The sequence below is a fragment of the Kocuria sp. SM24M-10 genome, assembly GCF_001027955.1.
In the GTDB taxonomy this organism is placed as follows: Bacteria; Actinomycetota; Actinomycetes; order Actinomycetales; family Micrococcaceae; genus Kocuria; species Kocuria oceani.
On record NZ_LDNX01000053.1, the window covers coordinates 1 to 22,368 of the forward strand.

At 71.1% G+C, this 22,368-nt stretch carries 22 protein-coding genes; 9 read left to right on the forward strand and 13 right to left on the reverse strand.

Annotated features, from left to right (window positions below; translation table 11 throughout):
* Positions 1-88 precede the first annotated feature (88 nt).
* From ABL57_RS06130 to map, 3 genes are all read right to left on the reverse strand, one after another.
* The gene (locus ABL57_RS06130; RefSeq protein ID WP_047801700.1) at positions 89-394 is read right to left on the reverse strand and encodes a DUF4193 domain-containing protein; all 306 of its coding nucleotides are present in this window, start codon (positions 392-394) and stop codon (positions 89-91) included.
* A gap of 210 nt (positions 395-604) precedes the next feature.
* Complete coding sequence (locus ABL57_RS22215) at positions 605-772, reverse strand: hypothetical protein (RefSeq protein ID WP_158041307.1); 168 nt, start codon at positions 770-772, stop codon at positions 605-607.
* Between the two features lie 330 nt (positions 773-1,102).
* Positions 1,103-1,885 carry a type I methionyl aminopeptidase gene (gene map, locus ABL57_RS06135; protein WP_047802573.1) on the reverse strand — a complete coding sequence of 261 codons (783 nt, stop codon included), beginning with the start codon at positions 1,883-1,885 and terminating at the stop codon, positions 1,103-1,105.
* A gap of 66 nt (positions 1,886-1,951) precedes the next feature.
* Between map and ABL57_RS06140 the strand changes: the two genes are divergently transcribed.
* From ABL57_RS06140 to ABL57_RS06155, 3 genes are all read left to right on the forward strand, one after another.
* Positions 1,952-2,254 carry a helix-turn-helix domain-containing protein gene (locus ABL57_RS06140; RefSeq protein ID WP_047802574.1) on the forward strand — a complete coding sequence of 101 codons (303 nt, stop codon included), beginning with the start codon at positions 1,952-1,954 and terminating at the stop codon, positions 2,252-2,254.
* A 386-nt stretch (positions 2,255-2,640) separates the two neighbouring features.
* Entirely contained in the window at positions 2,641-3,006 is a 366-nt protein-coding gene (locus ABL57_RS06150) for a helix-turn-helix transcriptional regulator (RefSeq protein WP_047802576.1), read from the forward strand.
* Complete coding sequence (locus tag ABL57_RS06155) at positions 3,003-3,539, forward strand: SRPBCC family protein (protein ID WP_047802577.1); 537 nt, start codon at positions 3,003-3,005, stop codon at positions 3,537-3,539. Before ABL57_RS06150 ends, ABL57_RS06155 begins: the two co-directional genes overlap by 4 nt.
* Before the next feature lie 188 nt (positions 3,540-3,727).
* Here the strand turns inward: ABL57_RS06155 and ABL57_RS06160 are convergent, their stop codons facing one another.
* On the reverse strand, positions 3,728-4,249 hold the full coding sequence (locus ABL57_RS06160; RefSeq protein ID WP_047802578.1) for a MarR family winged helix-turn-helix transcriptional regulator: 522 nt from the start codon (positions 4,247-4,249) through the stop codon (positions 3,728-3,730).
* Positions 4,250-4,313: 64 nt separating this feature from the next.
* Between ABL57_RS06160 and ABL57_RS06165 the strand changes: the two genes are divergently transcribed.
* Complete coding sequence (locus ABL57_RS06165; protein WP_203225559.1) at positions 4,314-5,240, forward strand: EamA family transporter; 927 nt, start codon at positions 4,314-4,316, stop codon at positions 5,238-5,240.
* Positions 5,241-5,301: 61 nt separating this feature from the next.
* Here the strand turns inward: ABL57_RS06165 and ABL57_RS06170 are convergent, their stop codons facing one another.
* The gene (locus tag ABL57_RS06170) at positions 5,302-7,197 is read right to left on the reverse strand and encodes an FAD-dependent monooxygenase (RefSeq protein WP_047802579.1); all 1,896 of its coding nucleotides are present in this window, start codon (positions 7,195-7,197) and stop codon (positions 5,302-5,304) included.
* A gap of 280 nt (positions 7,198-7,477) precedes the next feature.
* Between ABL57_RS06170 and ABL57_RS06175 the strand changes: the two genes are divergently transcribed.
* Entirely contained in the window at positions 7,478-8,254 is a 777-nt protein-coding gene (locus ABL57_RS06175) for an IclR family transcriptional regulator (protein ID WP_047802580.1), read from the forward strand.
* Here the strand turns inward: ABL57_RS06175 and ABL57_RS06180 are convergent.
* The 7 genes from ABL57_RS06180 to ABL57_RS06210 form a co-directional block, all read right to left on the reverse strand.
* Positions 8,248-9,093: an HpcH/HpaI aldolase/citrate lyase family protein gene (locus tag ABL57_RS06180; protein ID WP_047802581.1), complete on the reverse strand. Its 846-nt coding sequence runs from the start codon at positions 9,091-9,093 to the stop codon at positions 8,248-8,250. The two genes, ABL57_RS06175 and ABL57_RS06180, sit on opposite strands and share 7 nt — an antisense overlap.
* A complete protein-coding gene (locus ABL57_RS06185) occupies positions 9,078-9,863 on the reverse strand; it encodes a fumarylacetoacetate hydrolase family protein (RefSeq protein WP_047802582.1) in 786 nt (261 codons plus the stop codon). The genes ABL57_RS06180 and ABL57_RS06185 overlap by 16 nt, the downstream gene beginning before the upstream one ends.
* A gap of 112 nt (positions 9,864-9,975) precedes the next feature.
* Positions 9,976-11,142, reverse strand: coding sequence for a 3,4-dihydroxyphenylacetate 2,3-dioxygenase (gene hpaD, locus ABL57_RS06190; protein WP_047802583.1), 1,167 nt, complete (start codon positions 11,140-11,142; stop codon positions 9,976-9,978).
* 48 nt (positions 11,143-11,190) lie between these two features.
* Positions 11,191-12,744 (reverse strand): 5-carboxymethyl-2-hydroxymuconate semialdehyde dehydrogenase, encoded by a 1,554-nt coding sequence (gene hpaE / locus ABL57_RS06195; RefSeq protein WP_047802584.1) that lies wholly within the window; start codon positions 12,742-12,744, stop codon positions 11,191-11,193.
* Positions 12,741-13,430: a GntR family transcriptional regulator gene (locus ABL57_RS06200; RefSeq protein WP_047802585.1), complete on the reverse strand. Its 690-nt coding sequence runs from the start codon at positions 13,428-13,430 to the stop codon at positions 12,741-12,743. Before ABL57_RS06200 ends, hpaE begins: the two co-directional genes overlap by 4 nt.
* A complete protein-coding gene (locus tag ABL57_RS06205; protein WP_047802586.1) occupies positions 13,427-15,022 on the reverse strand; it encodes a fumarylacetoacetate hydrolase family protein in 1,596 nt (531 codons plus the stop codon). Before ABL57_RS06205 ends, ABL57_RS06200 begins: the two co-directional genes overlap by 4 nt.
* A gap of 379 nt (positions 15,023-15,401) precedes the next feature.
* Positions 15,402-16,331: a LysR substrate-binding domain-containing protein gene (locus tag ABL57_RS06210; protein WP_238985990.1), complete on the reverse strand. Its 930-nt coding sequence runs from the start codon at positions 16,329-16,331 to the stop codon at positions 15,402-15,404.
* Between the two features lie 138 nt (positions 16,332-16,469).
* Between ABL57_RS06210 and ABL57_RS06215 the strand changes: the two genes are divergently transcribed.
* The 4 genes from ABL57_RS06215 (at position 16,470) to ABL57_RS06230 (ending at position 20,752) form a co-directional block, all read left to right on the forward strand.
* A complete protein-coding gene (locus ABL57_RS06215) occupies positions 16,470-17,663 on the forward strand; it encodes a cytochrome P450 (RefSeq protein ID WP_047802588.1) in 1,194 nt (397 codons plus the stop codon).
* An 84-nt stretch (positions 17,664-17,747) separates the two neighbouring features.
* Positions 17,748-18,068 (forward strand): 2Fe-2S iron-sulfur cluster-binding protein, encoded by a 321-nt coding sequence (locus tag ABL57_RS06220; protein ID WP_047802589.1) that lies wholly within the window; start codon positions 17,748-17,750, stop codon positions 18,066-18,068.
* A gap of 2 nt (positions 18,069-18,070) precedes the next feature.
* Entirely contained in the window at positions 18,071-19,318 is a 1,248-nt protein-coding gene (locus tag ABL57_RS06225; protein ID WP_047802590.1) for an NAD(P)/FAD-dependent oxidoreductase, read from the forward strand.
* Positions 19,319-19,354: 36 nt separating this feature from the next.
* Positions 19,355-20,752 (forward strand): MFS transporter, encoded by a 1,398-nt coding sequence (locus ABL57_RS06230; protein WP_047802591.1) that lies wholly within the window; start codon positions 19,355-19,357, stop codon positions 20,750-20,752.
* A 141-nt stretch (positions 20,753-20,893) separates the two neighbouring features.
* Here ABL57_RS06230 and ABL57_RS06235 read toward each other — a convergent pair whose 3' ends face one another.
* Positions 20,894-22,360: an MFS transporter gene (locus tag ABL57_RS06235; protein WP_047802592.1), complete on the reverse strand. Its 1,467-nt coding sequence runs from the start codon at positions 22,358-22,360 to the stop codon at positions 20,894-20,896.
* Positions 22,361-22,368 lie beyond the last annotated feature (8 nt).

The window sequence follows — 22,368 nt, forward strand, 5'->3', positions numbered from 1 at the left end:
TCGTCTTCGACGTCCCCCTCGCCGCCCGCTCGCCGCGATGCAGCTGTTCCGCTCCGGCGCCGTCGTGTCGCACGGGAGCCGAGAAAGTTCAGCTCTCGCAGTCGGTGCAGTACAGCAGCCCGTCGTGCTGGCGGGCGAGCTGGGAGCGGTGGTGGACCAGGAAGCAGGAGGCGCAGGTGAACTCGTCGGCCTGCTGCGGCACCACGGCCACGGTGAGCTCCTCGTGGGAGAGGTCAGCACCGGGCAGGTCGATGCCCTCGGCGGTGTCGGCGTCCTCGAGGTCGATCGAGGGGACCTGGGTCGTCGTACTGGTACGGGCCCGGATCGCCTCCAGGGACTCGTTGGCCGGCTCGTCCTCGGGGCGGGTGCGCGGGGTGTCGTAATCGGTGGCCATGCGCGGAAGCATGCTCCTTCACAAGGAATCAGCGGGGAGTGGACACCGACCAGAACTCCTCGAGCGCCGCCGGTATTCCAGAGGGTCATTGTCGGCGTTCGTCCTGCTGACAGTGCGCCAACCGACTCGACGTCCCCTGGCAGACCCGAGAACGAGTCCCGGTGCGGGCGGACTGAGGGCGGTCGAGGTGGTGAGGGCGTCGCGGTGCTGTCAGTCGGTGGCCTCGAGCTGGAGGCCACCCCAGGGGACGGCGACGAGCCGCCCCGAGGCGCCGTAGGGATGAGAGCTGACGGTGGCAGCACCCTCGTTGGCCGAAGTGGTCGTCGAGACGGACCAGTCGTTACGGATGCCCGTCAGAAGGCGGTGTACGAAGCTCATGATGGATCTCCTGGTGTTGTGATCTTTGGTGTCGTGCGGACAAGGACCGACGCCGCCCTGGTGCTGCCGAAGGTCCGCGCACCCGGAACCGAGTGGTACGCGAGGAGCGGTCGGCCATCAGCCGTGGACCGACTTCACTTGGAAACAGAAGGGCGGGAACAAGGGATCTGCGAATAATGCAACGTTACGCGTAATGCGCAACTCGAGTGCATGGGAAAAGTGTCCGCAGGAGCCCTGCCCCCTGTCAAGGGATTTCCGAGAGAGTTACGAGATCCAGGTCACATCCCCCCGGGATGACGCCCGGCGGCGTCCGGGCCACCGAGCACGCCATCACTGCTGAAGCTGCTTCGGCGCGGTGAGGATCTGGGGTCCGTCGTCGGTGATGGCGATCGTGTGCTCACTGTGCGCTGCCCGGCAGCCTGTCGCGCTGCGCAGCGTCCACCCGTCGGCATCGGTGATGAGCTCCGCGGTGTCGGCCATGACCCACGGTTCCAGTGCCAGCAGCAGTCCCGGGCGCAACATGTAGCCGCGGCCGGGGCGCCCGGTGTTCGCCACGTGCGGGTCCTGGTGCATCGTCGAGCCGATGCCGTGGCCTCCGAACTCGGTGTTGATCGGGTATCCCGCCGCTCCGAGGACGGAGCCGATGGCGTAGGAGATGTCGCCGATGCGGGCGCCGGGGACGGCCGCGGCGATTCCTGCGCTCAGCGCGCGTTCGGTCGTCTCGATCAGCGCGAGGCTCTCCGAGGGGCGTGAGTCGCCCACGAGGAAGCTGATGGCCGAGTCCGCGGCCACTCCGCTGTGGATGACTGCAAGATCCAGGGTCAGCAGGTCCCCGTCGGCCAGTGAGTAGTCGTGGGGGCGCCCGTGGAGCACCGCGTCGTTGACGCCTGTGCAGATGTGGTGGCCGAAGGGTCCGCGCCCGAAGGACGGTGCGTAGTCGACATAGCAGGACCGCGCTCCGGCTTCCCGGATCAGGGTCTTCGCCCACCGATCGATGTCGAGGAGGTTCGTCCCGACCGTGCTGCGGCTCTTGAGGGTCTCCAGGATGTCGGCGACCAGGGCGCCGGTGTCCCTCGCGCGGGCCACTTCGGTGGGGTGCAGGATCTCGATCATGGGGCGCCCTTCTCGTCCGACCAATAACTATCCCGGCCATATTATCCCGGTCATAGAATTGGGGGCATGGTCAGACTGCCGCTCACTCCCGCTGAGGTCGAACGCGGGCAACGCCTCGGTGCCCTGCTGCGTCGGGGCAGGGGGGAGCGGTCGATGCTCGAGACGGCGCTCGATGCTGGTGTCTCACCGGAGACCTTGCGGAAGATCGAGTCCGGTCGCGTCGCCACTCCTGCCTTTCCGACCATCGCCGCGATCGCCGGGGTCCTCGGTCTTTCTCTGGATGAGGTGTGGGTCGAGATCAACCGCCCCGCCGTCGAGGGCGGACCCGCCGGAACAGGTCGCACCACAGGGGCGCGACTGGCCTCGTGAGTCCCGGAGTCGCGGCTCCGTCGTCAGGTTCGACGGCAGGCGGCCCATCGGTGCGATGTCCGACCAAGCTCTCCATCAGTCGCCGGGATCGTCGCGGTGAACGCTCCTGCTCCTAGGGGACCTCTGCTTGGCGCGGTACGGGGGGTGCCAGCTGGGGGGGGGTCCACCGATCGACCGCCGACCAGTGGCAGGGGGCCACGCCGACGGCGATCGAGTTCGCCGGCCGCTGGCGGGAGATGCGGAAGGTGTCGTTCTCCACGGCGACCAGTGCGGCCGACGGGACCGCCCGTCCGGCCGCCGGCGACGCGGTCACCGCGATCGCGAGATGCACGGCCGAGGCCGGCGACTTCTCGCATATTGGTAACCGAGTGGTTACCATAAGTGTCGTGGACGTCTTCACGGCTCTGGGGGACCCGGTACGACGGGCCCTGCTGCGACGGCTGGCCGAAGGGCCGGCCCGGGTGGTGGACCTGGCGGCCGATCACGACATCAGCCGCCCGGCAGTCAGCAGGCACCTGAAGGTGCTCGGTGAGGCGGGCCTGGTCGCCGGGACCGATCAGGGTCGTGAACGCCACTACACCCTGGTCCCGTCCGCGCTGGAACCGGTCGCCGTCCTGCTCGCCGAGCTCAGCGGCCGGACGCCGCGGATCCCGGAGCACGTCCTGGATGCACTCGAGCTCGAGGTCCGCCGCACCCGCCGCGACCGGTCCGCCGACCGGCATGCCCGCACCGAGAGGAAGGACGCAGGATGACAACACCACAGGCCACCGGCCGGCCCGAGACCCGCCAGGACGGTGAGTGGATCGTGCTCACCCGCCACTTCGACGCCCCCATCGACGACGTGTGGGCCGCCGTCACGGACCCCGAACGCCTCGGCCGCTGGATCGGCACCTGGACCGGGAATCCGTCCTCCGGCAGCGTCGTCTTCCGGATGACCGCCGAGGACGGCATGCCGGAGGAGGTGCACCACATCGAGGTCTGCGAGCCTCCGCGGCTGCTGCGCACCCGCGCACGCAGTGAGGGCCTGGACGGGCAGGAGCACGATTGGCGCGTGGAGATCCGGCTCACCGAAGACGGTGGCGGCACCACGCTGCATTTCGGCCAGCTTCTGCCCGAACCGGAGTGGGCGCACAGCATCGGCCCCGGCTGGGACTACTACCTGGACCGGCTCACAGCGGCCGAGACGGGCCAGGATGTCGCCGCCATCGATTTCGAGCGCGACTACTACCCCGCCTTGGTCCCGGTCTACCAGCAACGTTTCCCGGTCACGCCCCAGCGGCCGTAATCGGCCCACCGTGCTCACGGGCCCAGTCATGGGTCAAGGAGGGGCCGGTGGAGCAGCGGATCCGTGAGCACCTCGTAGTGCGCCACTGTGCATGGGGCTGTCGCAAGAAGGGTGCAAGAGGCGGCGAGCGCACCTGTGCCGCTTTGTGCAAGATCCGTCAACGGCGAACGGTGCTGCGGTGGAGGCTCCTAATCGGTCGGTGTGGTGGTGAGGATCTGCAGGGCTGCCCGCAGCTGATCGGCCAGCGCACGCGCCTGCTCGTCACCGAGGCGATCGGCCACGAAGGCCTGGCCGTCCACCCCGGCGGCCACGGCCTGGTCGATGGTCTCGAGCCCTGCGTCGGTGAGCTCGGCGTAGAGACAGCGCTTGTCGCTGGGGTGGGGCACCCGGTGGATCAGCCCCGCGTCGGTGAGCCGGGTGAGCCGGCCGGTCATGCCCCCGGTGGTGATCATCAACGACCGCGCCAGGTCCTTGGGCGCCAGCCGGTACGGTGCCCCGGCCCGGCGCAGGGCCGCCAGCACGTCGAACTCCCCGCGGCTGATCCCGAACGGGGCGTAGACGGCTTCCATCCGCTCACCCATCAGCGCGGACAGTCGGTAGATCCGTCCGAAGATCTCCATCGCCCGGGTGTCCAGCTCCGGTCGCTGCTGGGCCCACTGAGCCACGATCGCATCGACGTCGTCGCGCTCGGGCGGTCTTGTGCTGGTCATGGAACCACTATACCTTTCAACTAACTTACTACTAAGCAATTGAGGGTTTGGGATGCCGTACGCGATGACCGACCGCGCCCGGGCCACCCTGCTCGGGGCGATCGCCCCCGTGGTGTGGGGCACGACCTACGCGGTCACCACCGAGCTGCTCCCGCCGGACCGGCCGATGACGGCGGCCCTGCTGCGGGCGGCACCGGCCGGGGTGCTCCTGCTGCTGCTGACCCGGCAGATCCCGCCCGCCGGGTGGTGGGGGAGGCTGGTGGTGCTGGCGGTGCTCAACATCGGGGCGTTCTTCCCGCTGCTGTTCCTCGGCGCCTACCGCCTTCCCGGCGGGCTGGCGGCGGTGGTGGGCTCGGCCCAGCCGCTGATCGTCGCGGCGGTGCTGCTGCTGGCCTTCCGGCAGTCCACCCCGGCCCGGCAGCTGCTCTGGGCGGTCCTGGCCGTGACCGGGGTGGGGTTGGCGGTGTTCGCCGGGCCGGTCACCGTGGACGCCCTCGGGATCACCGCCGCTCTTGCCGGCACGGCCTCCATGGCCACCGGGGTGGTGCTGACCCGCCGATGGGGCCTGCCCCCGCGGATGAGCGGGCTGGCGGTGACCGGTTGGCAGCTGGTGCTCGGGGCCGTGGTGATCGCCCCGCTGGTGCCCGTGCTGGACACCGGGCCCTTCGTGCTGGACGGCCCGGCGATCGCCGGCTACACCTGGCTGGCCGTGCCCGGGACCACGATCGCCTACGCGGTGTGGTTCTCCGCCGGGCGCCGTCTGCCGGCCACCAGCACGGCGATGCTGGGGGCGCTCAGCCCCGTGGTGGCCGCCCTCGTCGGTTGGGTCTGGTTGGGACAGGCCCTGTCCGGGGTGCAGAGCGCCGGCTTCGCCCTGGCCCTGGTGGCCGCCCTGCTCGGGCAGACCGCCGCGCACCGGCCCGCCGGCACGCCGCGGCGACCCGGCGGCGAGCCGGCTGGATGCCCCGGGCGCGTGCCTGCTGCACCGTAGCGGTGGGAGTGCGTCGTGGGCGTGCCGGGCCGCGGCGACGCAGAGGTCCCCGCCCGAGCGGTCAGGAGGCGTAGATCCGCGACAGGAAGTCCGACAGCTCGGCCGTGGCGGTCAACGGCAGCACGTGGGCCACGTACTGGTCGGGCCGGACGAGCACCACGACGCCGTCGCGGCTCAGGCCGCGGGCCTCGAAGATGTCGTTGCCGGGGTCCACGCCCCACACCTTGTTGAGGTTGGAGATCCGGAACGGGCCGACCTGCGGGCGGAAGATCGACGGCGTCTGCATCAGCTCGACCTCCTCGTGCGGCTGCTGGTAGACGACGTGGAGGTCGAACAGCGCGTCCAGGTCCTGGCCCTCGGGGGTGAACCGGCGCACGGGCGACCCGGCGGAGTCCATCTGCTCCGCCCACGCCCGCAGCGCCGAGTCCGGTGCGGAGGACACGGCGGAGTCGGCGAAGGCGTAGATCCGCCAGCGGCCGTCGGCGACGTGCTGGTGGCCCAGGTACTTCGGGTTGGTGTCGCAGACCCGCTTGACCGGGTGGGCCTTGAAGCGCTTGCCCAGCGGGAAGCCGGTGGCCAGGTCCTGGTGCACGGCCTCGCCCCGGAGCAGGCTCACCGGGTACTCGGTCATGAAGCCGGCCGGGAACTCGGCGGTCTTCACGTAGAAGTCCTCCAGCGCGGTCTCGCTCTCGAGCTCCTCCGGCTTGGCGGCCATCATGGAGGACCACTCGCGGTCGAAGTCGATGAGGTCCTGGGCGATCTGCTGGCGCTCGGCGGTGTAGGTGGCCAGGAGCTTCTCCGGGGCCACCCCGCTCAGCACCTGACCCAGCTTCCAGCCGAGGTTGAAGGCGTCCTGGATGGAGACGTTCATGCCCTGGCCCGCCTTGGCGGAGTGCGTGTGGCACGCGTCGCCGGCGATGAACACGCGCGGGCTGCGCTGTCCGGCCTCCTCGACGGGGACGTCGTCGAAGCGGTCGGTCACCCGGTGGCCGACCTCGTAGACGCTCCACCAGGCGACGTCCTTCACGTCGATGCTGTAGGGCGAGACGATCTCGTTGGCCTGGCGGATGATCTCCGTCAGCGGGGTCCTGCGGACGGCGCCGGCGTCGCTCTGGTCCACCTCCCCGAGGTCCACGTACATGCGGAACAGGAAGCCGCCCTCGCGCGGGATGAGCAGGATCGAGCCGTGCTTGGACTGGATGGCGCACTTGGTGCGGATGTCCGGGAAGTCGGTCTCGGCCAGGACGTCCATGACGCCCCAGGCGTGGTAGGACACGGCGCCGACGTGCTGCGCGCCGATGTCCCGCCGGACCCTGGAGTGGGCGCCGTCGGCGCCCAGCACGTACTTGGCGCGCACGACGCGCTCCTCGCCGGGGCCCACCCCCGCCTCGGCGCTCTCGCCGGTGCGCTTCAGGGTGACGGCGACGGGATGCTCCCCCTCGCCGACCTCCAGCCTCACGAACTCCCAGCCCCAGTACGGCTCGGTCCGGGACGGTGCGTTCTTCGCGAAGCGGGCGAAGTAGTCCAGCACGCGCGCCTGGTTCACGATCAGGTGCGGGAACTCGCTGACGCCGGCCGGGTCGTCGACGGTCCGGGCGGTGCGGACGATGTGCTCCGGGTTCTGCGGGTCCGGCTTCCAGAAGTTCATCTCGGTGAGGTCGTAGGCCTCGGCGGTGATCTCCTCGGCGAAGCCGAACGCCTGGAAGGTCTCGACGCTGCGCGCCTGGATGCCGTCGGCCTGGCCGATCTCGAGGCGCTGCGGGCGGCGGTCGACCAGACAGGTCATGACGTCCGGGAAGCTCGCCAGCTGGGCGGTGGCGGTCATGCCGGCGGGGCCGGAGCCGACCACCAGCACGTCCATGACCTCCGGCAGGTCGGGGGAGCGGTCGACGCCCACACCGGCGGCGGGCTGGATCCGGGGGTCCGTGGACACGTAGCCGTGGTGGTGGAACAGCATGGGGCCTCCTGGCCGGTGAGAGGAAGAAACTCACGGTGTGTTCTATAATGGAACACGTCGTTCTTTTATCGAACTCTTGCCGGTGATCATATATGGTCCGTGATCGCCCTCACAAGACCCTGCGACCCCGCTCACGCTCCGGTGCAGTGGGAGCATGGTCATCCCGGGGACGAGACCCGCCGGGCCTCTCGGGCCGGCTCCGCGGTCCCGACATGGCACTCCGGCAGACCGCCCACGGAAAGGGGCCACGGTGAACACTTCGGGACGTCCTCCCGCCCAGGTGCCGGCGAGCAGGGCACCGGCCGCGCAGGCGACCGGGAGCACGCAGGGCCGGGCGGCCTCGTCGGCACCGCTCTCCCAGACCCTCTCCCGGGGGCTGCGCATGCTGGAGCTGGTGGTCGCGGCGGACGAGGCACCGACGATCGCCGACGTGGCCGCGCAGCTCGGCGTCCACCGGTCGATCGCCTACCGGATCCTGCGCACCCTGGAGAGCCACGGCCTGCTGACCCGGGACTCCACGGGCCGCCTGATCGGCGCCCCCGGGCTGGCGGTGCTCGCGCTGGGGGTGCAGCAGGACCTCCGGACCGTTGCCCTGCCGGAGCTGACCGCGCTGGCCAACGAACTGCAGATGAGCGCGTTCGTGGCGGTCTGGGGCCAGGAGGAGTGCGTCACGCTGGTGACGGTGGAGCCCTCGCGCGGCCACGCGGTCACCCAGCGCCCGGGCACCCGCCACCCGCTGGACCGCGGCGCCCCCGGGCTCGCCGTGCAGGCGGGCATGGACCCGGACGAGCTCAGCGAGCTGACGGGCGGGGTCCGCCCCCGCGCGGAGGTGGAGCAGGCCCGGGAGCGCGGATTCGCCGTCAGCAGCAACGAGGTGCTGGACGGCGTCTCCTCCGTGGCCGTTCCCCTCCGCGTGCCCGGCCACCTGCCGGCGTCACTGGCCGTCGTCTACGCCACCCGCCGGCTCGACGTCGAGGCCCTGGGCCGGCGGCTGGCGCACAGCGCCGAGCTGGTCGCCACCCGCCTCGGGCAGCGACCGGCCCCGTCGGATCAGTAGGATCCGCGCGGCGCCGTACCCGGCCCCTGCTCCTCGCCCGCAGGAGCGCACCAGGCGTCCGCGAGCGCCTCGGTCCCGCGGGCCAGCAGCGCGACGTCGGCGCCCACGTTGACGAAGTCGGCCCCGGCGTCGAGGTAGTCCTGGGCCTGGGACTGCGCGAAGGCGTTGACCCCCACGAACTTCCCCGACTGCCGCACGGCGGCGACGACGTCCTTGACGGCGGCCACCACGTCCGGGTGGGTCTGCTGGCCGATCAGGCCCATGGAGGCGGCGAGGTCCGAGGGACCGACGAAGACGCCGTCCACCCCGTCCACCGCGGCGATCTGCGCGGCGGATCCGACCGCGGCCGCGCTCTCGACCTGCACCACCAGGGTGACCAGCTCGGCGGCGCGGGAGAGGTAGTCGGGGACCCTGTTCCACCGGGCCGAGCGGGCGAGCGCCGAGCCCACCCCGCGCACCCCGCGCGGCGGGTAGTGCACGGCGCGGACGGCGGCCTCGGCGTCGGCCGCGCTGTTCACCATGGGCACCACCAGGGACTGCGCGCCCAGGTCCAGGTACTGCTTGACCAGGACCTCGTCCAGACCGGGGAGGCGGACCACCGGGATCGAGCCGTAGCAGGCCATGGCCCGCAGCTGGGCCAGGATGGTCTCCAGACCCAGCGGCGAGTGCTCGGCGTCGATCAGCAGATAGTCCAGGCCCGCAGAGGCGCAGATCTCGGTCACCGTGGGATCTCCCGAGCTGACGAACATGCCGGCCGCCGGCCGCCCACCGCGCTCGGCGCGGGCGGCCTCGGTGAACAGGTCCTTGAGGCTCGGCTGGACCGCTAGACGAATCGGCATGTGATGGTCCCCAGTTCTCCGTAGTCGGCGTAGACGGTGTCCCCGGCGTGGACCCACATGGGCCGGGTGAACGAGCCGGCGAGGATGATCTCCCCGGCCTCCAGGCGATCCCCGTGTCCGGCGATGCGGTTGGCCAGCCAGTGCACCCCGTTGGCCGGGTGGTTCAGCACGCCGCAGGCCACCCCGGTCTCGATGACCTCCTCGTTGCGGAAGAGCGCACCGGCCACCCAGCGCAGGTCCACGGCGTCCGGGGCCACCGGGCGGCCGCCGATCACCATGGAGCCCAGGGCGGCGTTGTCCGAGATGGTGTCCGTGATGGTCCGGCCCTGCATCTCGATGCGGGAGTCGAGCACCTCCAGGGCCGGCACCACGTACTCGGTGGCGCGCAGCACGTCGAAGAGGCCCACCCCCGGTCCGGACAGGTCCTCCTTGAGCACGAAGGCCAGCTCCATCTCGATGCGCGGATGGGTGTACTTCGCCCACTCGTAGACGTGGCCGGACTCGACCACCTGGTCGTCGAAGACGATCCCGTAGTCGGGCTCGTCGATGCCGGTGGCGTCCTGCATGGCCTTGGAGGTCAGGCCGATCTTGTGGCCGACCTTGCGCCGGCCGGCCTCCTCCTGGCGCTGCGCCCAGATCCGCTGCACCGCGTAGGAGTCCTCGATCTCCATCTGCGGGTAGCGCTGGGTCAGCAGCGGCACCGGGGTGCGGTCCAGCCCGGCTTGGTGCAGCTCGTCGGCGATCGCCACGTGTGTGTCGTGGTCCAGCATGTGCTCTCCTGTCCTGTCCTGTCCTGTGCTCTGCGGGTGCTCCGCCCGGGGATCGACGACGGCCGGCGGGCTCCACCCAGGAGCCGACCGGCCGCCGTCGGCCCGGGGAGGCTCAGAGCTGGTTGCCGATCTTGAAGCCCTTGGCGGCCTCGCCCTTGTAGCTGCCCGAGTCGTCACCGGGGCGGGTGTAGGAGAAGCCGTCGGCGCCGATGGTGACCTCCATCTCGGAGTCGTCGGTGCGGGCGACGACATCCTTCGGGTTGCCGTCCAGGTCCAGCACCAGGGAGGCCTCGGTGTACCAGGACGGCACGACCGGGTTGCCCCACCAGTCGCGGCGCTGGTTGTCGTGCACGTCCCAGGTGATCACCGGGTTGTCCGGGTCGCCCGTGTAGTAGTCCTGGGTGTAGATCTCGATCCGGTGGCCGTCCGGGTCGAGGATGTACAGGTAGAACGCGTTGGAGACGCCGTGGCGGCCGGGCCCGCGCTCGATCAGGTCGGACATGCGCAGCGCGCCGAGCTTGTCGCAGATCGCCAGGATGTTGTGCTTCGCGTGCGTGGCGAAGGCGACGTGGTGCATGCGCGGCCCGTCGCCGCCGGTCATGGCGGTGTCGTGCACGGTCGGCTTGCGGCGCATCCAGGCCGCGTACACGGTGCCCTGCTCGTCCTGTATGTCCTCGGTGACGCGGAAGCCCAGGTCCTGCATGAACTTCGTGGCGCGCGGCACGTCCGGGGTGACCTGGTTGAAGTGGTCCAGCCGGACCAGGGCGCCCGGGGTGTAGAGGTCGTAGCGCCAGGCCAGGCGCTCGACGTGCTCGACGTCGTGGAAGAACTCGTACGGGAAGCCCAGCGGATCCTCCACGCGCACCGAGTCGCCGATGCCCTTGGTGAAGCCCTCCGGGCGCCGCTCCACGCGGCAGCCCAGCTCCTCGTAGAAGGCCACCGCCCGGTCCAGGTCCTCCGGGGTGCGCACGCGGTAGGAGAAGGCGGCGACGGCGGCCACCGGGCCCTGCCGCAGCACCAGGTTGTGGTGGATGAACTCCTCCAGGGACCGCAGGTAGACGGCGTTCTCGTCCTCCTCGGTCACGGTCAGCCCGAGCACGTCCACGTAGAAGTCCCGCGAGCGCTTCAGGTCGGTGACCACGAGCTCCATGTAGGCGCAGCGCAGGATGTCCGGCGCCGGGGCGGAGGGTGTCGGGATGGGGTTGTCGGCGGCGATCGGGGCCTCCTGCGAGACGTAGAAGCCCGAGGACGTCATCGTCCGGTCGTCGAGGTGGGTCATGGTGGTGTCCTTGCTGTGAGAGGGGTCGGTGTCGGAGAGCGCGGGAGTTCAGGCCTGCAGGTTCTCGGCGGCCTGCTCCTGGCGGCCGAAGACCGGGTTGTGGACCTCGCCCAGGTTGATGTGCACGGCCTGCTGATCGGTGTAGAAGTCGATCGAGCGGTAGCCGCCCTCGTGGCCCAGGCCCGATGCCTTGACGCCGCCGAACGGGGTGCGCAGGTCGCGGACGTTGTTGGAGTTCAGCCAGACCATGCCGGCCTCGACGTTCTGGGCGAAGTTGTGGGCCCGCTTGAGGTCGTTGGTCCAGATGTAGGCCGCCAGGCCGTACCTGGTGTTGTTTGCCAGCGCCAGCGCCTCCTCGTCCGTGTCGAACGGGGTGATGGCCACGACCGGGCCGAAGATCTCCTCCTGGAAGATCCGGGCGTCCGGGGCCACGTCGGCGAAGACGGTCGGCCGGATGAAGTTGCCCTCCGGGTACTCCTCGGGACGGCCGCCGCCGGCGGTCAGGCGGGCCTCCTGCTTGCCGATCTCCACGTAGGACATGACCTTCTCGAAGTGCTCCGGGTGCACCAGGGCGCCCACCTCGGTGCTCTCGTCGTGCGGCAGGCCGACCCGCACGCGCTGGGCCTGGGCGGAGTAGCGCTCCACGAACTCGTCGTAGATGCCGCGCTGGACCAGGATGCGCGAGCCGGCGGTGCAGCGCTCGCCGTTGAGGGAGAAGACGCCGAAGATCGTCGCGTCGATGGCGGCGTCCAGGTCGGCGTCCTCGAAGACGACGGCCGGGGACTTGCCGCCCAGCTCCATGGACAGGCCCTTCAGGAACGGCGCGGCGTTGCCGAAGATGATCTGGCCGGTGCGGGACTCGCCGGTGAAGGAGATCAGCGGGACGTCCGGGTGCTTGACCAGGGAGTCGCCGGCGAAGCCCTCCTCGCCGTAGCCGTGCACGATGTTGAACACACCGGCCGGCAGGCCGGCCTCCTCGAAGATGCCCGGCCACAGGGACGCGGACAGCGGGGTGAACTCGGCCGGCTTGAGCACCACGGTGTTGCCGGTGGCCAGCGCCGGGCCCAGCTTCCAGGACTCCAGCATGAACGGCGTGTTCCACGGGGTGATGAGCCCGGCCACGCCGATCGGCTTGCGGTTGACGTAGTTCACCTGGCGGCCGGGCACCTTGTACGTGTCGTCGGCCTGGGCGACGATCAGGTCCGCGAAGAAGCGGAAGTTCTCGGCGGCGCGGCGGGCCTGGCCGAGGGCCTGCTTGATCGGCAGGCCGGTGTCGAAGCACTCCAGCTCGGCGAGATCCTGACCGCGGGACTCCACGATGTCGGCGATCCTGTGCAGCACCCGGGAGCGCTCGCGCGGGAGCATGCCCGGCCACGGGCCGTTCTCGAAGGCGTCCTTGGCGGCGGCGACGGCGGCGTCGACGTCGGCGACCTTGCCGGAGGCGGCCTGGATGTAGGTCTGGTTGGTGACCGGGTCCAGCACGTCGAAGGTGTCGCCGTCGATCGAGTCGACGTGCTCACCGTTGATGTAGTGCTGGATCTTCTCCGGCAGGTGGGCCGGAACCCAGCGCTGTGCGGTGTCGGTGGTGGTCTCGGGGCTCATGGTGTGTCCTTTCGGCGTGCAGTGTCCTGGGGCGTGGTGCGTGAGGCCAGGTAGGCGTCGAGCGTGTTGAGGCGGTGTGTCCGGGCGGCGGCCTCGATGGTCTCGAAGGGGGCGCCTTCGGCGATGAGGTCCAGCAGGTGGTCGTGCTCGTCCACGGAGGCACGGGCCCGGCCGGGGACGTACGCGAAGGTGGACGAGCGCAGGGCGGCCAGCCGGTTCCACCCCCGGTGCACCAGGTCGAGGATGTGGGCGTTCTGGTGGTGCTCGTAGAGCGTGGAGTGGAACTGCTTGTTCAGCGTGGTGAACTGCACCGGGTCGAACTCGTCCAGGACCCGGCGCATCTGCTCGTTGATCCCCCGGGCCCGTTCCAGCTCGGCGTCGGTGATCAGCGGCGCGCACTGGGCGGTGGAGAATCCCTCGACCAGGGCGAGGGTCTCCATGGTGTTCCGGTACTCCACGGGGTCGATGCCCACCACGGTGGCGCCGACGTTGCGCTGATAGGCCACCAGGCCGTCCTGCTGGAGCATGCGCACGGCCTCGCGGACCGGCACCACGGACATCCCGAGCTCGGCGGCCAGCTGCGCCAGCACGAGGCGGCTGCCCGGTGCGAAGCGGGCCTGCTGGATCCCCTCGAGGATGGCCTGGTAGGCCAGCTCCGACTTGGAGTGGAGGGCCTCGGTGCTCACGGGGCGTCCTGGCCGGCGCGCGACTGCCGGTGCTCCTGGTACCTGCGCTTCCACTCGGCGTTGGGCGGGAACAGCCCGTCCACCGGGTGGCCCTCGGCCACGCGGTCGTACACCCAGGCGTCCTGCTGCTCCTGCTCCCAGGCGTCGGCGATCACCTCGGTCAGCAGCTGCGGGGGGACGACCACGACGCCGTCGTCGTCGCCGATGACGATGTCGCCCGGCTGGACGGTGGTCCCGCCGCAGGCCACCGTCCCGCCGACCTCCCAGGGGATGTGGCGGCGGCCGAGCACGGCCGGGTGGACGCCGCTGGAGTAGACCTGGATGCCGACCTCGGCGACCGCGGCGGAGTCGCGGACGCCGCCGTCGGTGATCACGGCACTGGCGCCGCGCACCTGGGCGCGCAGGGCGAGGACGTCGCCGAGGGTGCCGGTGCCCTTCTCGCCGCGCGCCTCCATGACCACCACGTCGTCCGGCTGCACCGTGTCCATGGCGCGCTTCTGGGCGTTGAACCCGCCGCCGAAGGCCGTGAAGAGATCCTCCCGGTTGGGCACGTAGCGCAGCGTCTTGGCGTAGCCGAGGATGCGCCGGCCGGGGTGGGTGGGCCGCACGCCATCGATCGTGGCGTTGTCGATGCCCCTCTTCCGCAGCTGTGCGGTGATGGTGGCCACCGCCGTCGCATTGATCGTGGCCTTCAGCTCATCGGTGAGCAGGGCGCGGTCCGGCCGCGGCTGGGACGGCACGTAGTGGTCGGACTCCTCCGCGCCGCCCCGATCGTCCCGGGCCTCCTGCGCCTCGGCCGGCGGCAGCCCGGCGGCCTCGCGCGAGCCCCACGCCTCCTCCCGCTGGGTGTCGTCCACCTGCGGCTGCGCCCCGTACGGGGCCATGGCGTGCTCGCCGGCCACCACGTGCGTGACCAGGCGGCCGCTGGAGGGCTGGCCGGGTGCCGCGGGCGCGTCCACCTCGACCTCGACGACGTCGCCCGGCTGGGCCACGGAGGAGCCGGCCGGGGTGCCGGTCAGGATGACGTCGCCCTCCTCCAGCGTCATCAGCTGGGACAGGTCCGCCACGAGCTGACCGAAGGAGAAGGCCAGCGCCTCGGTGGTGTCGTCCTGGACCAGCTCCCCGTTGACCCAGGTGCGGAGGCGGAGCGCGGCCGGGTCGAGCCCATCGGCCGGGATGACGTCCGGGCCCAGCGGGGTGTAGCCGTCCCCGGACTTGTTCTTGACGTTGGAGCCCTTGTCGGCATGACGCAGGTCGTACAGGCCCCAGTCGTTGGCGGCGGTGATGCCGGAGACCTTGGACCAGCCCTCCTCCGGGCGCACGCGGCGGCACGCCTGCCCGATGATCAGGGCGATCTCGCCCTCGTAGGCCAGCAGCTCGGTGCCGGCCGGGCGCTCGATCGTGTCGCCGGTCCGGGCGATGGAGGTGCCGGCCTTGAGGAAGTAGCCGGGGAACTTCGGGGAGCGGCCCCGCTGGGCGATGCGGGAGGGGTAGTTCAGGTGCAGGGCGATGACCTTCCCGGGGCGGTGCGCCCTGTCGGTGAAGTCAACGGGCCCGGTGGCCCCGCGAGGAGCCGGTGTCGTCTCTGCCATGCCGTCCTGCCTTCGTGGTCTTCGGAGTCGGTCCGGGTCCAGCACGTCCAGCGGTGTGTCCCAGGTCTCGTGACTCTGATCGTATATGATACGAAGTGTCAGGCGCTAGCCCCTCCGTGGAATTCCCCCGGGCTGCGTCGGCAAGCTTCTCCAGGGTCCGGGCCGTCGGCCGGCTGCAGCCTCGCCGGCGCGTCCAGGGAGGCGTCGAGGTCATCCAGCAGGAGGTCGGCGTGCTCGCGGGTGAAGAGCGGCGCCATCGGCTGAGGGCGGAGTGCCGGGTTGCGGCGCCGGCATCCGGTCGACGATGTCGGACGGTCACGCACCGCTCGGTCCGCCGCATCCGGTGACCCTGGGCCGCCCGGCCGCACCTGCCCGGCGCTCAGGGGCGTTGCCCGTGGGCCGGCCCGTGCAGGGTCCTCGCCAGGTCCACCATCGCCTCGGCCCGCCGCGACGGGCGGACGTTGGAGTCCCACGCGAGGCAGACCCCCACCGGATGCGGACGTGGTTCCAGGGGGCGGGTCGTGAGGGGCCGGCCTCCCCAGGTGAGGCTGCTCGAGGGATGCTGGACGAGGATCGAGTACCCCAGGCCCCTGCCGACCAGGGACCGGGTGAGTTCGTAGTCGGTGGTGCGGAAGCGCACCTGTGGCGTGATGCCGGCGTGGTCGAAGAGCGTCATGGTGTTCTCCCGGCTCGGAGGCAGGTCCAGGAGGATGAAGGGCTCGGAGGCCAGGAGGTCCAAGGGCAGGGGCTGGTCCTCGTCCTGGGCCAGGCGGTGGTCGGCGGGGAGCACGACCTGCGGGGCGGCCTGGTACAGGCGGTGCACCTGGATGGTCGGTGGCAGGGCCACGTCGTAGACCACGGCCAGGTCGAGCTCGCCGCCGGCGAGCCGGTCCACGAGGTCGGCCTGGCTGCCGCTGACGAAGTCCAGGTCCACGCCGGGGTGCCGCTCGGTGTAGGCGGCCAGCAGCTCGGCCAGCACGGTGGGCGCCAAGGTGTGGTAGCTGCCCACCATGAGGGGGCCACGCAGGTCGTCTCCGGTGTCCCGCGCGCGCGACTCCAGGTCCTCGGCCTCGTCCAGGAGGCTCCGGGCCCGGCGCAGCACGTCGTGCCCGCTGGTGGTGAGGGTGACGCCGTGCGCCCGCCGCCGGACCGTGAGCTGGGTGCGCAGCACGCGCTCCAGCTCGTCCACGGCGCCCGAGACCGCTGAGGGGGAGACGCGCAGCTGCTCTGCCGCAGCGGTGATGCTGCCGTGCTCGGCCACGGCGACGAAGCAGAGCAGCTGGCGCAAGGTGTAACCGACGAGCCGCACCCTCATCCCTTCCACGGTTTTTCTGAGGAATATAGACCGATCTTTGTCCTTTTCCCATGTTGTGCGCCGAGTCACACTGGGACAAGTCCAGGTCCGGCCCGTTGTCGGTCCCAGCCTTCCGCGAAGGAGACCATCACGATGACGAGCACCGCCCCTGAAGCCGTTGACTGTCCCTCGGCGGACTGGGTCACCATCCCCGACCTCTACCGTGATCCGTTCCCGATCTACCGGCGGATGCGCGCGGAGGCTCCGGTGCACTGGGTGCCGGCGGTCAACCGGTACATGGTGACCGACTACGCCGCCTGCCACACGATCGAGCAGGACGCCGAACGCTTCAGCGCCGACGAGACCGATTCGCTGATGAAGCGCTCGATGGGGCACTCGATGCTGCGCAAGGACGACCCCGAGCACAAGGTGGACCGGGACTCCTACGGCGCCACCCTGCGGCCGAAGACCATCAAGCAGCACTGGAACGCGATCTTCGCCACCAACAACCGCACCTACCTGGACGAGCTGAAGGCCAAGGGCCCCGGGGCGGACTTCGTGTGGGACTACGCCGCCCCCTACGCGGCGGAGAACCTGCGGCTGATCTGCGGGTTCCACAACGCCACGCAGCAGGACCTGCAGCGCTGGAGCCAGACCATGATCGACGGCACCGGCAACTACGCCGACGACCCGGAGGTCTGGGCCAGGAGCGAGACGTCCTCCGCGGAGGTCGACGCGGCCATCGACGAGATGCTGCCCCACCTGGCGCAGAACCCCGATCACAGCCTGCTCTCCGGGCTGTCCTCGATGCCGATCCCGCTGGAGGCGATCCGCGCCAACCTGAAGATGACCATCGGCGGGGGCCTCAACGAACCGCGCGACGTGCTCTCGACCACCGTCTGGGCGCTGCTGACCCACCCCGAGCAGCTGCACAAGGTCCGGCAGGATCCTGCCCTGCACCTGGCCGCGTTCGAGGAGTCCGTGCGCTGGGTCGCCCCGATCGGCATGTACCCCCGCCAGGTCGTGGCCGACACCGTCCTGGAAGGGGTCCGGCTGCCCGCCGGGGCCCGTCTGGGCGTGGTCATCGGGGCGGCCAACCGCGACCCGAGGATCTGGGACGATCCCGAGGCCTTCGACGTCTTCCGCCCCAAGCGCCCGCACCTGGCCTTCGGCGGCGGCGCCCACTTCTGCGCCGGCACCTGGGTCGCCCGGGCCTCCGTCGCCCAGATCGCCATGCCCGCCGTGCTCGCCGAGCTGCCCGGCCTGCGCCTGGACCCCCAGGACCCGCCGGTGGACGCCGGCTGGGTCTTCCGCGGCATGGTCCACATGCCCGTCCACTGGGACTGAGCCCACCCCCGCGCTGCCGCGCACACCCCCCTGATCCGCTCACCTTGTGATCCGTTCACCGATCGATCCGCACCAGGAGTTCCCATGCCCACGATCACCTATCACCAGCCCAGCGGGGCGGCCCGCACCCTCACCGTCGAGGAGGGCACCTCGGTCATGCGCGCCGCAGTCGTCGCGGGCGTGCCCGGCATCGTCGGGGAGTGCGGCGGCCAGGCCATGTGCGCCACCTGCCACGTCTACCTCCGCCCCGGCGCCGAGGAGCTTCCGCCGATCGGTGAGGACGAGGACGAGATGCTCGACTGCACGGTGGCCGAGCGCACCGACCGGTCCCGGCTGGGCTGCCAGGTCACGGTCACCGGAGACCTGCAGGACCTCGAGGTCGACGTTCCCGCCGAGCAGGTGTGACCATGAACGCCGAGCACAGCCGGCCCGGGGTCGTCGTCGTCGGCGGCGGCCACGCCGGCCTGCAGGCCGCCGAGTCCCTGCGTACCGAGGGCTACGAGGGCCCCGTCACGGTGGTCGTCGACGATCCCCACCCGCCCTATCAGCGGCCGCCTCTGTCCAAGGACTACCTCGGCGGCCAGGACGCGGCACCCCTGCCCCTGCGCGGCCCCCGCTTCGCCGAGGAGCACCGAATCTGCCTGCGCACCGGCGTGAGCGCCACCGGGATCGACCGGCAGCGGCGCACCGTCCACCTCGACACCGGCGAGGAGGTGCCCTACACGCACCTGGTCCTGGCCACCGGTGCCGCCAACCGGCGGCTCACCTGCCCGGGTGCGGAGCTGGACGGTGTCCACGGCCTGCGCACCCTGGCCGACGCCCAGCGGCTGAACGCCGAGCTGGCCGCAGCCCGCCGGGTCGTGGTCGTCGGGGCCGGGTTCATCGGCCTCGAGTTCGCCGCCGGCGCCCGGGCCCGCGGACTGACGGTCACCGTCCTGGAGTTCGCGCCACGGCCGATGGGCCGGGCCGTCAGCCCCGTCACCGGGGACTGGTTCGCCCAGGCCCACATGGCCTCGGGCGTCGACCTGCGCCTGGGCGAGGGCATCGACCGGTGCGAGGGCACCGGCCGCGTCGAAGCCGTCGTGTCGAGCACCGGGGACCGGTATCCCGCCGACCTGGTGGTGGTCGGCATCGGCGTGGTGCCCAACACCGCACTGGCCGACGACGCGGGGCTGGAGGTCGACAACGGCGTCGTCGTCGACGCGTCGCTGCGCACCTCCGACCCGGCGGTGCTCGCCGTCGGGGACTGCGCCAGCTTCCCCAGCGTGCACGCCGGCATCCGCAGCCGGCTGGAGTCGGTGCAGAACGCCACCGATCAAGCCCGCCACGCCGCCCGCACCATCCTGGGCCGCAGCGCCGACTACACCGACCTGCCGTGGTTCTGGAGCCAGCAGGGACCGTGGAAGCTGCAGATCGCCGGGCTGTACCGGGCCGGTGACCACACCGTGGTGCGCGGAGACCCCACCGCCGGGAAGTTCTCCGTCTACTGCTTCCGCGACCGCGCCCTGGTCGCCGTGGAGTCGATCAACCGCCCCGCCGACCACATGGCGGCGCGCAAGCTCATCAATGGGCAGGTGCCGCTGACGCCCGCACAGGCCGCCGATCCCGCCCTTGATCTCAAAGCCGTCGCCCACGCCGCCACGATCGCGGCCTAGAACCGGCCCGGCCAGCCCAGAAACGAGACCCGCACCATGCCCGAGAACCCCAGCCGTGACCCCGGCGCCAACCAGCGGCGCGTCGTCGCCGCCACCATCGTGGGCACCACGATCGAGTGGTACGACTTCTTCATCTACGCCACGGCCGCCGGACTGGTCTTCGCCCAGCTGTTCTTCGAACCGGCCGGGGCCCAGATCGCGCTGCTCCTGGCCTTCGCCTCCGTCGGCATCTCCTTCCTCTTCCGCCCCCTCGGGGCCTTCCTGGCCGGCCATTTCGGCGACAGGATCGGCCGCCGGGCCATCCTGGTCATCACCCTGCTCCTGATGGGCGGGGCCACCTCGGCCATCGGGCTCCTGCCCACCTACGAGACCGCCGGTGTGGCCGCCCCGATCATCCTGCTGCTGCTGCGGATCCTCCAGGGTGTGTCGGCCGGCGGCGAATGGGGAAGCGCCGTGCTGATGGCCGTCGAGCACGCCCCGGCCCGCCGGCGCGGACTCATGGGGGCCTGTCCCCAGATCGGCGTGCCGCTGGGGATGCTGCTCGCCTCCGGCGTCATGGCCCTGATGACGGGGTGGATCGCACCGGGCGAAGCATTCCTCGCCTGGGGCTGGCGGGTGCCGTTCCTGCTGAGCATCGTGATGATCGCCGTCGGCTACTTCGTCCGCCGCTCCGTGGACGAGTCCCCCGTCTTCGAGCAGATCGCCGCCCGCAAGCAGCAGACCAGAGTGCCGATCGCCGAGCTGTTCCGCAAGCACTGGATCCTGGTCCTCCTCGCCGCCCTGGTCTTCGCCGGCAACAACGCCGCCGGCTACATGACCACCGGCGGGTTCATCACCAGCTACGCCACCGACCCGAGCGGACCGGTGGGGCTGGATCGCACCCCGGTGCTGCTGGCGGTGACCGCCAGCGCGGCGCTGTGGCTGGTCTTCACCCTGCTCGGAGGGTGGCTGTCCGACCGGATCGGACGCCGCAGCACCTACTTCGTCGGCTACGGATGCCTGATCCTGGCGACGTTCCCGCTGTTCGCCCTGGTCGACACGGGCCGGATCGAGACGCTCTTCCTCGGGCTGGCGCTCTTCACCGTCGGGCTGGGCCTGACCTACGGCCCCCAGGCCGCGTGGTACTCGGAGATCTTCCCCGCCCCGGTCCGCTTCTCCGGGGTGTCGATCTCCTACGCCCTGGGCGCGATCCTCGGTGGGGCCTTCTCTTCGCTCATCGCCCAGGCGCTGGTCCAGGCCACCGGCGGGACCACCGCGGTCGCCGTCTACCTCGTCGGCATGGCCGCCCTCGGCATCCTGGCCACCAGCCTGCTCCGCGATCGCAAGGGCATCGACCTGGGCATCGACAACCAGGCAGCCCAGGAGCAGGGAGCCACGATCCTGGAGCGTGCGCGACCCTCCGCGGACCGGGCGGACGTGCCGGCCGTCCCGTGAGGCCGCGGGCCACGGTGGGGCGGTTCGGGGCACCCGGTGCGTCCCGCCGCCGTCGGCCGCCGTCGACGCCACGGACCGAGGGCCCCGCCATTCCGCGGTGCAGGAACATCCCGGGTGCCGCATCCGGGAGGCCGCCCGGGGTCAGGCTGTGCCGGTGCTGTCCCGCCGCCGGTGGCGCAGGTCGACGACGCCCACGGCGAGAGCGCAGAGGATGATGAGCCCGATCAGCCCGAAACCGGCGGTGATGGCCTGGGCCCAGTCCGAGCGGGGCAGCACGGTGAAGGACACCGCGGTGATGACGGCGATGCCGATGGAGGTGCCGATGCGCTGACCCGTCTGCATGATGCCGCCGGAGCTGCCGGCGTACTCCAGGGGGACCTCGGCCAGGGTGAGGGTCTGGTTGGGGCTCACCACCGCGCCCTGTCCCAGCCCGACGAAGGCAAGGGTGGCCAGCAGCCACCACTCACTGCCGATCCCGTGGTCCTGCAGCTCGATGACGAGCACGCTCAGCGCGAGGCCGAGCAGCACGCTGAGCATCCCGCCCACCACGACCTTCCGGCCGAGCCGGAGCACGTGACGGCCGGCCCAGTTCGCCGCCAGGGCGCTGGCGAGGGCGTTGGGCAGCCCGATCAGCCCGCTCTCCAGCGCGGTGTGCCCCAGCCCCTGCTGCATGTACAGGGCCAGGAGCACCCACACACTGGTGACGCCGAGGAAGTAGAGGCCGATCAGGGTCGAGCCGGAGGAGAAGCTGCGGACCCGGAAGATCGCCAGATCGACCATCGGACTGTGCCCGCCGGCCTTGTACCGGCGCTCCCAGCGCACCCACACCAGCAGGAGCGCGGCACCGACCGGCAGCAGCGCCCACCACCAGGCCGAGACCGCGGCCCTCGCCTCGATGAACGGCAGCAGCAGGGCCAGGACCGCCAGCCCCAGCAGGAGGGCCCCCACGGGGTCCAGCTCGGACAGCGCCTTTCCCGCCGTGCGTCCGCGGGGAGGCTTCAGCAGCGGCCGCGGGAACCACGCCAACGCCAGGGCCAGGGCGAGCAGGCCCACCGGCACGTTGACGAAGAACATCCAGCGCCATCCGTCGGCAGTCCCGCCCAGGTGGATGAGCAGGCCGCCGAGCAGCGGCCCGACTCCCACGGAGATGCCCACCATGCTGCCGAACATGCCGAAGGCCCTGCCCCGCTCCGGCCCGCGGAAGTACTGCTGGATCATCCCCACACCCTGCGGATTGAGCAACCCCGAGCCGAGGCCCTGGACGAACCGGGCGACGGTGAGCACCACCGGGTCGCCGGCGAACCCGGCCGCCAGCGAGGCGAGGGTGAAGATGACGACACCGAGGATGAACAGGAATCCGCGGCCGAAGATGTCCCCGGCTCGACCTGCTGCCACCAGCACCACCCCGAAGGTGAGCGCGTACCCGGAGAGCACCCACTGGATCTGGGCCTGACTGGCTCCCAGACCCTGTTGGATCGACGGCAGGCCGACATTGACGATGCTCACCCCCACCAATGACATGAAGACGGCCACGAGCAGCACCGCCAGGACGCGCCACCGATCCGGACCGGGCTCGGCCGCGCCCCGCGCCTCGTGCCCTGAGCGCATGCGCTGGG

Bases quoted from the DNA above. Each gene is read 5' to 3' on its own strand.
- ABL57_RS06130 (WP_047801700.1), bottom strand. From the start codon at position 394: ATGGCCACCGATTACGACACCCCGCGCACCCGCCCCGAGGACGAGCCG.
- ABL57_RS22215 (WP_158041307.1), bottom strand. From the start codon at position 772: ATGAGCTTCGTACACCGCCTTCTGACGGGCATCCGTAACGACTGGTCC.
- map (WP_047802573.1), bottom strand. From the start codon at position 1,885: ATGATCGAGATCCTGCACCCCACCGAAGTGGCCCGCGCGAGGGACACC.
- ABL57_RS06140 (WP_047802574.1), top strand. From the start codon at position 1,952: ATGGTCAGACTGCCGCTCACTCCCGCTGAGGTCGAACGCGGGCAACGC.
- ABL57_RS06155 (WP_047802577.1), top strand. From the start codon at position 3,003: ATGACAACACCACAGGCCACCGGCCGGCCCGAGACCCGCCAGGACGGT.
- ABL57_RS06160 (WP_047802578.1), bottom strand. From the start codon at position 4,249: ATGACCAGCACAAGACCGCCCGAGCGCGACGACGTCGATGCGATCGTG.
- ABL57_RS06165 (WP_203225559.1), top strand. From the start codon at position 4,314: ATGACCGACCGCGCCCGGGCCACCCTGCTCGGGGCGATCGCCCCCGTG.
- ABL57_RS06170 (WP_047802579.1), bottom strand. From the start codon at position 7,197: ATGCTGTTCCACCACCACGGCTACGTGTCCACGGACCCCCGGATCCAG.
- ABL57_RS06180 (WP_047802581.1), bottom strand. From the start codon at position 9,093: ATGCCGATTCGTCTAGCGGTCCAGCCGAGCCTCAAGGACCTGTTCACC.
- ABL57_RS06185 (WP_047802582.1), bottom strand. From the start codon at position 9,863: ATGCTGGACCACGACACACACGTGGCGATCGCCGACGAGCTGCACCAA.
- hpaD (WP_047802583.1), bottom strand. From the start codon at position 11,142: ATGACCCACCTCGACGACCGGACGATGACGTCCTCGGGCTTCTACGTC.
- hpaE (WP_047802584.1), bottom strand. From the start codon at position 12,744: ATGAGCCCCGAGACCACCACCGACACCGCACAGCGCTGGGTTCCGGCC.
- ABL57_RS06205 (WP_047802586.1), bottom strand. From the start codon at position 15,022: ATGGCAGAGACGACACCGGCTCCTCGCGGGGCCACCGGGCCCGTTGAC.
- ABL57_RS06215 (WP_047802588.1), top strand. From the start codon at position 16,470: ATGACGAGCACCGCCCCTGAAGCCGTTGACTGTCCCTCGGCGGACTGG.
- ABL57_RS06220 (WP_047802589.1), top strand. From the start codon at position 17,748: ATGCCCACGATCACCTATCACCAGCCCAGCGGGGCGGCCCGCACCCTC.
- ABL57_RS06225 (WP_047802590.1), top strand. From the start codon at position 18,071: ATGAACGCCGAGCACAGCCGGCCCGGGGTCGTCGTCGTCGGCGGCGGC.
- ABL57_RS06230 (WP_047802591.1), top strand. From the start codon at position 19,355: ATGCCCGAGAACCCCAGCCGTGACCCCGGCGCCAACCAGCGGCGCGTC.
- ABL57_RS06235 (WP_047802592.1), bottom strand. From the start codon at position 22,360: ATGCGCTCAGGGCACGAGGCGCGGGGCGCGGCCGAGCCCGGTCCGGAT.